Source organism: Leisingera sp. ANG59 (genome assembly GCF_013317235.1).
Lineage (GTDB): Bacteria > Pseudomonadota > Alphaproteobacteria > Rhodobacterales > Rhodobacteraceae > Leisingera.
Genome location: NZ_WLCM01000006.1, coordinates 135,406 through 147,640 on the forward strand (window position 1 = coordinate 135,406; position 12,235 = coordinate 147,640).

Genomic DNA, 12,235 nt, shown 5'->3' on the forward strand with positions numbered 1-12,235 from the left:
GTTCGCGCGGCGGTTTGCCTGACAGCGGGGATGCGTCGGCAGTTTGTGCAGGCAAGGTTTCGGCTTCTGCCGTTCCGTTTCATAGAAAGCCCCCAGCAGGCGCGGTGCCTTGGGGGCTTTCCTGAAGAAGTTCAGTTCAGAGTGTGTCCGGTTTTGGGGTGCCGGACAGGCATCCTCAGAACGGGATTTCGTCGTCGTCGATGTTGTGGGAGGCGCCGCCGCCAAAGTTGCCGCCCCCGCCCTGGGAGCCGCTGTCGTAACCGCCGCCATAGCCGCCGCCCTGATTGCCGCCGCCATAGCTGCCGCCGCCTTGGCCACCACCGTAGCCGCCACCGCCGCCGCCTTCGCCACGGCCGTCGAGCATGGTCAGGGTGGAGCCGAAGCCTTGCAGCACGATTTCTGTCGAGTAGCGGTCCTGGCCGCTCTGGTCCTGCCATTTGCGGGTTTGCAGCTGGCCTTCGATATACACCTTGGAGCCCTTGCGCAGGTATTGCTCGGCAACCCGCACCAGGCCCTCGTTGAAGATCGCGACCGAGTGCCACTCGGTGCGCTCCTTGCGCTCGCCGGTGTTGCGGTCCTTCCAGGTTTCCGAAGTGGCAATACGCAGGTTGCAGACCTTGCCGCCGTTCTGGAAGCTGCGCACCTCGGGGTCGCGGCCCAGGTTGCCGATGAGCATGACTTTGTTGAGTGAGCCGGCCATAGGGTTCCGTCCTTTATTTCCTGAATATCCTGTCATTGACCGGACCGGTGCGAATCCGTCCGGGCTGTTTTGCCAGCACACTATAGACCCCGGCAGGGTGAGGAAAGCAGCTCTCTGGGGATGGTTTTGCGCTAGCTTGAAGGCCAAAGGCGGGTTCTTACGCCTGTGTTGCTTTAAATTTGCTCCGCATTAGTTATATTTGCGCGAAGTGGGACAGTGTCGGGACAGCGGAAATGCGCAAGACCGTTGCGGGTTTGGTAATTGCCATGGTTGGGGCAGGGCAGCCTGCGGCTGCTGATATGTTCAGTACAAAGAACCGGCGGGACCTGTTTGCCGCCCATACAAGGGTGCTGGATGGCCGCGCCGCGACCCAGTACAAAAACTCTGTCCGGCTTCAGCCCAAGACCTTCAGTATCCCCTCCTCTGGCGGCACGCTGCCCTACCGCGGCAAGTACCGCGGCCAGTATCTGGAGATGGCACGGAGTGCGGCGCGCCAGCACGGGGTGCCGGAGGAACTGTTCCTGCGTCTGGTGCAGCAGGAGAGCAACTGGAACCCCAATGCCAAATCGCATAAGGGCGCCCTGGGGCTTGCCCAGCTGATGCCGGCCACAGCGCGGGCGCTGGGTGTGAACCCGGCGGTTCCGAAGCAGAACCTGGAGGGCGGCGCCCGCTACCTGGCGCGCCAGTTCCGCAAGTTCGGCTCTTGGCGGCTGGCACTGGCGGCCTATAACGCAGGGCCGGAAGCGGTTCAGAAATACGGTGGCGTGCCGCCCTACAAGGAAACCCAGAACTACGTCCGGAAGATCTGGGGCAGCTGAGGCGGCGCAACTGTTAACCTGTGGATAACTTTCCTTAATGCCGCGTTAACTCCGCTGGAGTGTCAAGCATTTGCCTTAATTTTTCGTGAATCTGTGCGCAGGTTCTGGAGGGAATGCCTTGTACATCAACAGCTTTGACGAACGTCTTGAACGCATCGACTGGCAGCCAAGCGCAATGCCGACCCGGCATATGATCGACAGCGTTCTGGCCGGCCGTCTGCCGGTGCAGCCGCGCAGTGCGATGCTCAGCCTGGCTGGTGCGGTAACGGGTATCCTGATCGGCGTCGGGCTCAAGGGCATGACAGTAGCGGACTCACCGTGGGGACCAGATGCCGGCTTGGCAGGACTGGCTGGCAGCAGCCTGGCCCTGGCCGGTCTTGCGGTTTCAGTTGCTGCGGCCTTGATGGCGGCAGCCAAGGGCAGCAAAGCGCCGCGGCTGATGCAATTCGCCTCGATCAATCTTCTGATGATTTCGGTCCTGCTGTTGAGCTGAAACGGATTTCCCCCGTGGGAGTGGGGGAGTGACGTGGAACCCCATGCGCCGCCAGCTGGCTGCGCATGGGGTTATGCTTTGGGGCGAAGCCGGATGCATGAAAAAGCCGGGGTGCTGAACCCCGGCTTTTCTGTGGTACGTTGTTCTGGCGCGTTACTCGGCCGCGACTTTGATAACTGGCTTCATGCGCTCCAGCACCTCGTCGCTGAGGTGGCACTTGATCTGGTGGCCACGGTCCAGAGTGCGCACCGGCGGCACTTCCTTCTCGCACAATCCGCCCGGCACTTCCGACTTCCAGCGGCAGCGGGTCTGGAACGGGCAGCCTGGCGGCGGGTTCATCGCCGAAGGGATGTCGCCTTCCAGAACGATGTGCTCTTTTTCAACCGAGGTGTCGGCAATCGGCACCGCGCTCAGCAGCGCTTCGGTATAGGGGTGGTAGGGCGGTGCAAACACCTGGTCGGTGTCACCTAGTTCCACCACATGGCCGAGGTACATCACCATAACCCGGTCGCTGAGATAGCGCACGATCGAGAGGTCATGGGAGATGAACAGCAGTGTCGTCTTCTCGTTGCGCTGGATCTCCATCAGTAGGTCGGTGACCGCGGCCTGCACCGACACGTCCAGCGCTGAGACGGGCTCGTCCGCCACAACGATGCGGGCGCCGCCGGCAAAGGCGCGGGCGATGCCCACACGCTGCTTCTGGCCGCCCGACAGTTGCCGCGGCATCCGGTCGGCAAAGGCGCGGGGCAGCTTCACCAGGTCCAGCAGTTCCAGCATCCGATTGCGGCGCTCGGCCTCGGAGTTGCCGATGCCAAAGATTTCCAGCGCCCGCATGATTTGTCGGCCGACGGTCATCGACGGGTTCAGGGTGTCGAAGGGGTTCTGGAACACCATTTGCACGTCTGAAACGGTCTTGGTGTCGCGCTCCTCGATCGGAATCTGCTCGATGTTTCGGTTGTCGAGCAGGATCTGACCCTCGGTGGCGGTTTCCAGGCCCATCAGCACCTTGGCGAAAGTGGATTTGCCGCAGCCGGATTCGCCGACGATGGCGAGGGTTTCGGACTCGCGGGCCTCGAAACTCAGCGTCTCGTTGGCTTTCACAACCTTGGTGTCGCCACCGCCGAACAGGGCGTTGGCAGCCACTTCATAGTATTTCTTGAGGTTGTCCATTTTCAGGATGACCTTGCCCGGGGCGGTCTTTTCCTTTTGCTCGCCTACCGAGATTGGCGCATTCCAGTCTATTTCCTGGAACTTCAGGCAACGCGTTTCGTGCCGGTCATCGCCATGCACAGGCGACATCGGGATGACCATGTCCTGATCGCAGCGGCCCTCCTCGAAATAGTCGCAGCGCGGGCCGAAGTTGCAGCCGGGCGGGCGTTCGTGCGGCAGGGGGAAATTGCCCGGGATCGCCACCAGCGGGCGGCTGTTCTTGTCAGCGCCCGGCAGCGGGATCGAGCGGAACAGCGCCTGGGTATAAGGGTGCTGCATTTCGTCAAAGACGTCGTGAATCGAACCGCGCTCCACCGCCTCGCCCGAATACATCACGCAGAGGCGGTCGCAGGTTTCCAGCACTAGGCCAAGGTTGTGCGAGATGAACAGCATCGAGGTGCCGTATTTCTTGCCCAGATCCTTGACCAGCTCGACCACCGCGGCCTCAACGGTCACGTCAAGCGCGGTGGTGGGTTCATCGAGGATCAGCAGTGAGGGTTTCGACATCAGCGCCATCGCAATCACGATGCGCTGCTGCTGGCCGCCCGACAGCTGATGCGGGAAGGAGTTCAGCATCCGCTCCGGGTCGGGCAGGCGCACGTCAGTCACCACTTCCAGCGCACGCTGGTAGGCTTCCTTTTCGCTGACGCCCTCGTGGATCATCGGCACTTCCATCAGCTGCTTGCCGATCTTCATCGCCGGGTTTAGCGAGGCCATCGGCTCCTGATAGATCATTGCGATCTCGTTGCCGCGGATGTCGCGCAGTTCTTCCTTGCTCATTTCCGCAAGGTCGCGGCCCTTGAACTTGATGGTGCCGCCGACGACACGGCCGTTCTTGCCAAGGTCCTGCATGACGCCAAGCGCCACGGTGGATTTTCCGCAGCCGGATTCACCGACCAGGCCCACCGCTTCACCGGGCTGCACGGTGACCGAAAAATCCATAACCGCGGGGATTTCCCGCAGGCGTGTGAAAAAGGAGATCGACAGCTTGTTAATCTCAAGGATCGGGCCGTCGTAGTCTGCCAGTTTGTTCATATTTTTCTCTCCCTGTTGGAGCGGGAGGGGAAGGGCTCCCCTTCATCTGGCTCCAATTTACCAGGGGACCGGGCGGGCCGGTCCCCCAGCCGGATCAATCCTTCAGGCTTTCTTCGCGCAGGCCGTCGGCCAGCAGGTTCAGACCCAGAACCAGCGTCAGCAGCGCAAAGGCAGGCGGCAGCGCCGGGTGCAGGTAGATCGACAACAGCTTGCGACCGTCATTGATGGTCGAACCCCAGTCCGGGCTTTCCGGCGGCAGGCCGAGGCCGAAGAAACCCAGGGTCCCGAGCAGGATAGTGGTGTAGCCGATGCGCAGGCAGAAATCGACGATCAGCGGCCCGCGGGCGTTCGGCAGGATTTCCCACAGCATGATGTACCAGGGGCCCTCGCCGCGGGTCTGGGCCGCAGCCACATAGTCGCGGGTTTTGATGTCCAGCGTCAGGCCGCGCACGATGCGGAACACCGTGGGCGAGTTGACGAAGACCACCGAGACGAACACCACCAGGATACCGCCGGGGATGTCGAACATATCCATCACGCGGGGCAGGCCCGGGATCGAATAGGCCGGGGTGTTGATCAGGTAACCGCCGTTGGAGACCAGCTGCAGGTAGAACCAGATGATGATTCCCAGAACCAACGGCAGCACCAGATTGCGCACCTTGGGCCGGGTGTAATAGCGCGAGTTCAGCAGCACCCCGACAAAGATGATCGGGAAGATGAACAGAACGATCGCCATGTAATTCGGAACACCGGTAGCTACGATCTCGGGCGTGACCAGAAGGTAGAACAGCAGGATCACCGGGAAGGCCAGGATCAGGTTGGCAGCGAAGGACAGGGTGGTGTCAAGGCGGCCGCCGTAGTAGCCCGCGGGCAGGCCCAGGGTGATCCCCACCATGAAGGCAAAGACAGCTGCCATCGGGGCGATCTTGATGACTTCCCAGGCGCCTTTAACCAGGCGGCTGAACACGTCGCGCGCCAGGTTGTCGCCGCCCAGCAGGTAATAGGGGTAATCCGCTTCGGTGGCGCCGTTCATCGGCGTGCCGGGGACCTTGTTCTTCATGCCCGAGACCTGCACCAGCGGGTCATGGGTGATGATCATGTCCATGGCGCCGTAGATGCCGGTGAACACCCAGAACATCACCAGGCCAAAGCCGATCATGCCGATGGGGCTGTCAAACAGCTTGCCATAAAGGCCAAGGCGCCGTTTGAAGCCGATGGAGGCGGCGTAGAGGATTACCAGCGAAAACCAGACCGGGGACAGCTGGTAGATGATACGCCCCGCAATTTCGAATGTGCTAAGAGGTTCCATGCTCTGCTGCCTTCCTTAAGAGATCCGGATACGCGGGTTCAGATACACATAGCCGATGTCGGAGATCAGCTGGGTGATCAGCACCACGAAGACTGAGACCACGGAAACGGCCAGCAGCAGTTCGATGTCGTTGTTGCCCGCGGCTTCCACCAGGATCCAGCCAAAGCCCTTGTAGTTGAACAGGGTCTCGACGATCACCACGCCATTCAGCAGCCAGGGGAACTGCAGCATGATGACGGTGAAGGGGGCGATCAGCGCGTTCCGCAGCGCGTGCTTCAGAACGATATTGTGGAAGCTCACGCCCTTGAGGCGGGCGGTGCGGATGTATTGCGCAGTCATCACCTCGGTCATCGAAGCGCGGGTCATCCGGGCAATATAGCCCATGCCGTAAAGCGCGATGGTCAGCACCGGCAGGAAGAAGTTCTCGAAGGTCGGGTTGTCCATCGCCGAGGTGGCGGTGCCCTTGAACCATTTTAGGCCGACGGTGGAGGAGGTGAAGACGGCGATGAAAATCACGCCGGAGACATATTCGGGCGTTGCCGTTGTCAGGATTGAGGCGGTCGACAGGCTGCGGTCAGTGACTGATCCCTCGCGCATCCCCGCCAAGACGCCGATGAGCAGCGCCGAGGGCACCATCAGCACCAGCACCCAGAACATCAGCCGTCCGGTATTGCCCAGGCGTTCCGCAATGATTGTGGAGACTTCATCCTTGAACCGGGTAGAATACCCCCAGTCGCCTTGCAGAATGCCGCAGAAGGTCGGGGCTTCGTTAGCTTCCTCGGCGCTCACGGCGCCAGTCATGCAGCGGCCGGTGAACCCTTTTTCGGTCTCCCGGGTCCAGCCCGGCAGAACGCCAAGCCATTGCCCGTATTTCGAAACCATGGATCCGCCGTATCCATTGGCGTCCAGCCAGCTGGCCACGGCTTCATCCGACATGCGGAAGTTACCCTGGGTTTTGGCGAGTTTTTCGAGGTTGGGGTAGAGGTTCGTCAGGAAGAACACGATGAACGTCAGGCACAGGGCCGTCAGCAGCATCACGCCCGAACGGCGGAGAATGAAAAGTCCCATTTGGGTCCCCTGTCAGTCTGGCGGATCGGACCCGGCTCGCGGGCGGGTCTCTTATCTTTTGAGCTGGAAAGCACCGCCCCGGAGCAGGGGCGGTGCAAGAGTCAGGAGCCGGTTGGGCTTAGGCTGCCCAGCCCCACTTGTAGTGGTGATGCTCGAAGGAGATGTGCATGTCGGCACCAACAACACCTTCGCGCATGTGGCGGTAGAGCGAGCGCCAGTAGGGCTGGATGGTCACGCCCTCTTCCTGGATCAGAGCCTGGCCCTTGGCAGAGATTTCGCGGCGCTTGTCAGCGTCAGCAATGGACAGGGCTTCTGCCAGCAGGGCGTCGAACTCCGGGTTTTCCCAGCCGAATTCATTCCAGGCTTCGCCCGATTTGTAGGCCAGCGCCCAGATCTGCACGCCCAGCGGGCGGTGGTTCCAGTTGGTCGAGGAGAACGGGTACTTGGCCCAGTCGTTCCAGAAGGTCGAGCCGGGAAGAACGGTCCGCTTCACCTTGAAGCCCGCGTCGCGCAGCTGCGCTGCCACCGCATCGGTGGTGTTCCGGCGCCAGTCGTCGTCGATCGACAGGATTTCATGCTCGAAATCCATCATGCCGGCTTCTTCCATCAGCGCGCGGGCCCCTTCGGGGTCGACCTTCTGCGGCGGCAGTTCGGCATATTCCGGGTGGATCGGGCCGACATGGTGGTTTTCCGCAGGCTCGCCGCGGCCGCCGTAGCCCAGTTCCAGGCAGACCGAGTTGTCGACGGCCATCTGGATCGCTTTGCGGACACGCTTGTCGGCGTAGACCTTCTTGCCGTCGATTTCCGCCAGCTGGTTGGTGCGGATCACGATCGAAGACATGGTCACAACTTCGGACTTCTTGTAGCCGAGGCCGTCCATAACGTCGATGAATTCACCAACCGATTCATAGAGCATGTCGACTTCGTCCGACTCCAGAGCCGCCAGCCAGGAGGACGGGTCGGTGCCGAAATCAATGTATTCTATGGTGTCAAGCGCAGGCTTGCCATAGATCGCCTCGCCCCACCAGGTGTGGTCGTCGTTGCGCTGCAGAACTGCACGGACACCGACTTCAAGTTCGGTCAGCAGGAACGGGCCGGTGCCGACGTTTTGTGTGAAGTCGTTGGTCTGGAAGGACGAGTGCACGATTGCCGCCGGATAGTCGGCCATGCCTGCGATCAGCGAAATGTCCGAGGCCGGCAGGTTCAGCTTGACGGTGTGGCTGTCAACCACCTCGATGCCGCCTTCGATCGCCTGGCCGGTTTCGCTGTCGATCAAGGTTGCGAAACGGCCGGCCATGGAGTTGCCTTCCAGGCCCTTGTCGCACCAGCCTGCGATGTTGCGGGCAACATCTTCGGCGGTGAAGTCGTCGCCGTTGTTCCACTTAACTCCCTTGCGGACGTTCAGGGTGTAGACGGTTGCGTCCTCATTGATCTCCCAGCTTTCCAGCAGCATGCCGGTGAAGGAGCCATCGTTGTTGTATTCCACCAGGTATTCGATGGTGCCGCGGGTCTTGTTGGCCATCTGCGACCAGTCAAAGGTGCGCGGGTCCTTCAGCGGGCGGACTTCGGTCTGCACGCGCAGTGTGCCGCCTTGCTGCTTCTCTTCTGCGGCTTTCACAGGGGCAGCCAGGCCGATCATGCCATAGGCCGCAGCGGCGGTGACGCCCAGCGAGGTGGCGCGGGTCAGGAATTCCCGGCGGTCCAGCTTGCCGTCCAGCACTTCTTTGGCGTGCATCTTCGCGGCCCAATGGATCGGGGCTCCGTTGATGGTGTCTTTGGTCATTTAGGTCTCCCTGTCATACCGTTCGGTTTTTCTTGTGCGAAACGGATATTGGCCCGGCGGCGCGCCAGGCGATTTTGGTTCAGGTTTTGGATTAATGTTTCCCCATGCCTTCATTCGGGCAGAGATAGGACGTTTCGTCAATGCACAGTTTCGTCGTTTCCGTGTAAAAATACGACATTTAGGTCGCCGTTTTTCAGATTGGGCGCTGCATGCCGCCGCATACTGTTCAAAACTGCCCAGTAATGGCGGCAGCCGAAAACGCAATCCTCTCGCGGGACAGCCGGGGTTCGGGAAACTGCTGGCGGATCAGGCTATTGCGGTTTCCGGCGTGCGGAAACGCGCAAACCGCTGGGGGACTCACCGGTGTGCTGCGTGATGAAGCGGGTGAAATAGGCGGCACTGCCGAAACCCAGCCGGGCGGCGATGTCGCGAATGGGCAGTTCGGAAGAGATCAGCAGGGTGCGCGCGGCATGCAGCTGGCGCTCTGTCAGCAGGGTGGCTGCGGTCTTGCCGGCCGCGGCCTTGCAGACCCGGGTCAGATGCGTCGGGGTCACATTCAGGGCCGTGGCGTGTTCAGCCATGCTGAATTGCCCGGCCTGAGGGCCGGCAATGCGCTGGCAATAGGCCCTGCAAAGGCGCTGTGCTGCGGTCTGCTTGCCCGCTGCCCCCGGCTGGCGCTGAAGGGCAACGGCGGCCAGCTCGCACCGGGCCTGCACGGCGCGGTTCCAATGCGGCTCGCGTGCGGCCTGTTCGCGGCTAATGGCCTCGAAGTGGCCGGCCAGGCTTGTCTGTTCCTGCAGGCTGGCGAACCTCTTGTGAACCGGCTCTTCGGGGAAGGGCGGCAGCAGGGGGCCTGACATCATCAGAACCTGGCCCAGGCACTGGCGGCCAAAATCCGCGGACCACAGAGTGCCTGCAGGAATAAAGATGACGCTATGCAGCCCAAAGCCGCGCTGTTCGCCGTTCAGGAAAAGACGCCCCTGGCCGCGGGAGATCCAGATCAGCAAGTGGTCGCAGCGGCTGTGTGCAAGACGGGTCTGCCAGCCGCCGTCCGGAGCCAGCCGCACCAGCGGTGCAGCGTGAAACTCTCTCGGGAAATCTGAATCGAATGGCATGAGCAAATTTTGGCAGAGGATCTGGTGGCGGTGGCTGAAACAGCTCATGGATTGCTGATTCTGGCAAGTTTCCGCTTGCCGGCATGGAAAATGCGGAAAAATTGACGAAACTGGAGCCCGCGCCAACCGCTCAGGCCCCAGAGTTTTAGCCCAATGTTATCTGGTGCCAGGTCTTCATCCGTGCGCGGAACCAGCTGCGCTGGCGTTTGGCAAACTGCCGGGTGGCAATGGCTGCGCGCTCCTCGGCTTCCTCCAGCGTCAGGCGTCCATCAGCATAGCCCATCAATTCAGGCACGCCGATGGCCTTGCAGGAGGGCAGGGCAGGGTCATAGCGGCTGCGCATGGCTTCGATCTCTGCCATGGCGCCCTGTTCCAGCATCATTCCGAACCGTTTGCGGATGCGGGCTTCAAGCCATCGCTTGTCGGAGTTCAGGACCATTGCCGTGCAGTTCTTCAGCGGCAGTGCCGGTGCAGGGGTGTCGTCCTGCCAGCGGGCCAAGGGGCGCCCGGTGGCCTTCAGCACTTCCCAGGCGCGCTGCACCCGGGCGCGGTTCTTCAGGTCGATGCGGCTGGCGGTTTCTGGATCCAGCGCTGCCCGCAGCGCCTCCAGCGGCAGGTTGTCGGCTTCGGCCCGCACCGCGGGCGGGGTGGCGGGAATCTCGGCCATGCCTTCTGTAAGAGCCGTGAAGTAGAGACCGGTGCCGCCGACGATGATCAGCCGGTCCGGCCTGCGCAGCATTGGCAGCACTTCACGCAGCCAATGGCCGGCGGAGTATTCCGCGTCATAGGCCACATGGCCATAAAGCGCGTGCGATGCCTGGGCCTCTTCTTCTGCCGAAGGGCGGGCGGTGATTACCCGCCAGCAGCCGTAGACCTGGCTGGCGTCGGCATTGACTATGATGCCGCCCTGACGGGCAGCAATGTCCAGCGCCAGCGCAGACTTGCCAGAGGCGGTGGGGCCTGCAATCAGCACAGGCTTGCCGGGGTCGATGTCGGGCAGGTTCATCGGGGCGCGGTCCGTCTTTTGGTCATGATCCGCAAATATGCGCGGAAACTGCGCTGCGCGGATTGAAACCGGCAGCGATTTACTTCATTTTGCCGCGCAAATTAACCCTCACATCTTCTGGAGCGCAACATGCCTCAACCGCACGAAAAGCCGGAACTGGATCCGGCCGCCGCCTATAAACGCGTCATGCTAAAAATTTCGGGCGAGGCACTGATGGGCGACCAGGGGTTCGGCCTGCATCCGCCGACCGTGCAGCGCATCGCCCGCGAGGTAAAGACCGTGCACGATATGGGGGTGGAAATCTGTATGGTGATCGGCGGCGGTAACATTTTCCGCGGCCTGTCCGGTTCAGCCCAGGGGATGGAGCGCACCACGGCAGACTACATGGGGATGCTGGCCACGGTGATGAACGCGCTGGCAATGCAGTCGGCACTGGAAGGACTGGGGGTGTTCACCCGGGTGATCTCGGCGATCCGCATGGATGAAGTCGCCGAACCCTACATCCGCCGCCGCGCCGTGCGCCACCTGGAGAAGAAACGGGTCTGCATCTTTGCGGCCGGCACAGGCAACCCCTATTTCACCACCGACACTGCTGCGACACTGCGCGCCAACGAGATGGCCTGCGAGGCGATCTTCATGGGTAAGAACGGGGTGGACGGCATCTATGACAAAGACCCCAAGGAACACGCCGATGCGGTCCGCTATGACGAGATCAGCTATGACGACGTCTTTGCCAAGCGCCTGAAAGTCATGGACGCCTCTGCCATCGCCCTGGCGCGCGACAACAACCTGCCGCTGATCGTCTTCCCGCTGGATGAACCGGGCGGCTTCCGCGGCATCCTGTCGGGTGAGGGAACCTATACCAAGGTGCAGGGCTGAGATTCTTAAAACGGCCCTTGTTAAACAACGGCCCTTGTGAAACCGCTGGCGTTCTGAACGCCGGCGGTTTTGCTTGTCAGGCCAAAGCCTGAGCCAAGGCGGCGGGATCAAAACAGTGAATTCCACCGCGGGCAGGCTAAATCTTGCAGCACCGGCGGCGGCGAATCCTCCGCTTGATCGCTATACATCAGCCTTCCAATGGCTTATGAGCCAATGGAAGACCGCCTCAGATAAGGGGAGAGAGCAGCATGTCTGATGATTTTGAACTGGATACCGACGATCTGAAACGCCGCATGGAAGGCGCTATGGCCAACCTGCGCACCGAATTCGCCTCGCTGCGCACCGGCCGGGCCTCGGCCTCGATGCTGGAGCCGGTGATGGTGGATGCCTATGGCTCGATGACGCCGATCAACCAGGTCGGCACCGTGAACGTGCCGGAGCCGCGCATGGTTACCATCAACGTCTGGGACAAGGGCCTGGTGGGTAAGGTGGAGAAGGCGATCCGCGAATCCGGCCTGGGCATCAATCCGCAGCTTAACGGCACCATCATCATGCTGCCGATCCCGGAGCTGAACGAGGAACGCCGCCGCGAGCTGGGCAAGGTTGCTGGCCAGTACGCCGAGCACGCCCGGGTATCGATCCGCAACGTGCGCCGCGACGGCATGGACCAGATCAAGAAGGCCAAGGCCGACGGCATGTCGGAAGACGACCAGAAGTTCTGGGAAGCCGAGGTTCAGGACCTGACCGACGCCATGATCAAGCATGTGGACGAGGCGCTTGAGACCAAGCAAGCCGAGATCATGCAGGTCTGACGGGCTGT

General features: G+C 61.6%; 11 protein-coding genes. 4 read left to right on the forward strand and 7 right to left on the reverse strand.

What is annotated here, in order from left to right; genetic code table 11:
* Positions 1–175 precede the first annotated feature (175 nt).
* Positions 176–700 carry a single-stranded DNA-binding protein gene (gene ssb, locus GKC28_RS08075; RefSeq protein ID WP_174146392.1) on the reverse strand — a complete coding sequence of 175 codons (525 nt, stop codon included), beginning with the start codon at positions 698–700 and terminating at the stop codon, positions 176–178.
* Between the two features lie 233 nt (positions 701–933).
* On the opposite strand from ssb, the gene GKC28_RS08080 reads away from it, so the two are divergent.
* Complete coding sequence (locus GKC28_RS08080) at positions 934–1,518, forward strand: lytic transglycosylase domain-containing protein (RefSeq protein ID WP_174146393.1); 585 nt, start codon at positions 934–936, stop codon at positions 1,516–1,518.
* A 118-nt stretch (positions 1,519–1,636) separates the two neighbouring features.
* Positions 1,637–2,011, forward strand: a complete 375-nt coding sequence (locus GKC28_RS08085) for a hypothetical protein (RefSeq protein ID WP_174146394.1) — start codon at positions 1,637–1,639, stop codon at positions 2,009–2,011.
* Between the two features lie 153 nt (positions 2,012–2,164).
* On the opposite strand, the gene GKC28_RS08090 is transcribed toward GKC28_RS08085, so the two are convergent.
* The 6 genes from GKC28_RS08090 to miaA form a co-directional block, all read right to left on the reverse strand.
* Positions 2,165–4,255, reverse strand: coding sequence for an ABC transporter ATP-binding protein (locus GKC28_RS08090; RefSeq protein WP_174146395.1), 2,091 nt, complete (start codon positions 4,253–4,255; stop codon positions 2,165–2,167).
* Between the two features lie 94 nt (positions 4,256–4,349).
* A complete protein-coding gene (locus tag GKC28_RS08095; protein ID WP_174146396.1) occupies positions 4,350–5,564 on the reverse strand; it encodes an ABC transporter permease in 1,215 nt (404 codons plus the stop codon).
* A gap of 15 nt (positions 5,565–5,579) precedes the next feature.
* Positions 5,580–6,632 (reverse strand): ABC transporter permease, encoded by a 1,053-nt coding sequence (locus GKC28_RS08100; protein ID WP_174146397.1) that lies wholly within the window; start codon positions 6,630–6,632, stop codon positions 5,580–5,582.
* Positions 6,633–6,750: 118 nt separating this feature from the next.
* Complete coding sequence (locus GKC28_RS08105) at positions 6,751–8,415, reverse strand: ABC transporter substrate-binding protein (RefSeq protein ID WP_174146398.1); 1,665 nt, start codon at positions 8,413–8,415, stop codon at positions 6,751–6,753.
* A 311-nt stretch (positions 8,416–8,726) separates the two neighbouring features.
* Positions 8,727–9,530 carry an AraC family transcriptional regulator gene (locus GKC28_RS08110; RefSeq protein WP_174146399.1) on the reverse strand — a complete coding sequence of 268 codons (804 nt, stop codon included), beginning with the start codon at positions 9,528–9,530 and terminating at the stop codon, positions 8,727–8,729.
* 145 nt (positions 9,531–9,675) lie between these two features.
* Positions 9,676–10,536 (reverse strand): tRNA (adenosine(37)-N6)-dimethylallyltransferase MiaA, encoded by an 861-nt coding sequence (gene miaA / locus GKC28_RS08115; RefSeq protein WP_174146400.1) that lies wholly within the window; start codon positions 10,534–10,536, stop codon positions 9,676–9,678.
* A 129-nt stretch (positions 10,537–10,665) separates the two neighbouring features.
* Here miaA and pyrH point away from each other — a divergent pair, with 129 nt between their 5' ends.
* Both pyrH and frr read left to right on the forward strand, forming a co-directional pair.
* Positions 10,666–11,415, forward strand: coding sequence for a UMP kinase (gene pyrH / locus GKC28_RS08120; RefSeq protein ID WP_174146401.1), 750 nt, complete (start codon positions 10,666–10,668; stop codon positions 11,413–11,415).
* Between the two features lie 248 nt (positions 11,416–11,663).
* Positions 11,664–12,227, forward strand: a complete 564-nt coding sequence (gene frr / locus GKC28_RS08125; protein WP_065266850.1) for a ribosome recycling factor — start codon at positions 11,664–11,666, stop codon at positions 12,225–12,227.
* Positions 12,228–12,235 lie beyond the last annotated feature (8 nt).

Bases quoted from the DNA above. Each gene is read 5' to 3' on its own strand.
- ssb (WP_174146392.1), bottom strand. From the start codon at position 700: ATGGCCGGCTCACTCAACAAAGTCATGCTCATCGGCAACCTGGGCCGC.
- GKC28_RS08095 (WP_174146396.1), bottom strand. From the start codon at position 5,564: ATGGAACCTCTTAGCACATTCGAAATTGCGGGGCGTATCATCTACCAG.
- GKC28_RS08090 (WP_174146395.1), bottom strand. From the start codon at position 4,255: ATGAACAAACTGGCAGACTACGACGGCCCGATCCTTGAGATTAACAAG.
- GKC28_RS08100 (WP_174146397.1), bottom strand. From the start codon at position 6,632: ATGGGACTTTTCATTCTCCGCCGTTCGGGCGTGATGCTGCTGACGGCC.
- GKC28_RS08080 (WP_174146393.1), top strand. From the start codon at position 934: ATGCGCAAGACCGTTGCGGGTTTGGTAATTGCCATGGTTGGGGCAGGG.
- miaA (WP_174146400.1), bottom strand. From the start codon at position 10,536: ATGAACCTGCCCGACATCGACCCCGGCAAGCCTGTGCTGATTGCAGGC.
- frr (WP_065266850.1), top strand. From the start codon at position 11,664: ATGTCTGATGATTTTGAACTGGATACCGACGATCTGAAACGCCGCATG.
- GKC28_RS08105 (WP_174146398.1), bottom strand. From the start codon at position 8,415: ATGACCAAAGACACCATCAACGGAGCCCCGATCCATTGGGCCGCGAAG.
- GKC28_RS08110 (WP_174146399.1), bottom strand. From the start codon at position 9,530: ATGCCATTCGATTCAGATTTCCCGAGAGAGTTTCACGCTGCACCGCTG.
- pyrH (WP_174146401.1), top strand. From the start codon at position 10,666: ATGCCTCAACCGCACGAAAAGCCGGAACTGGATCCGGCCGCCGCCTAT.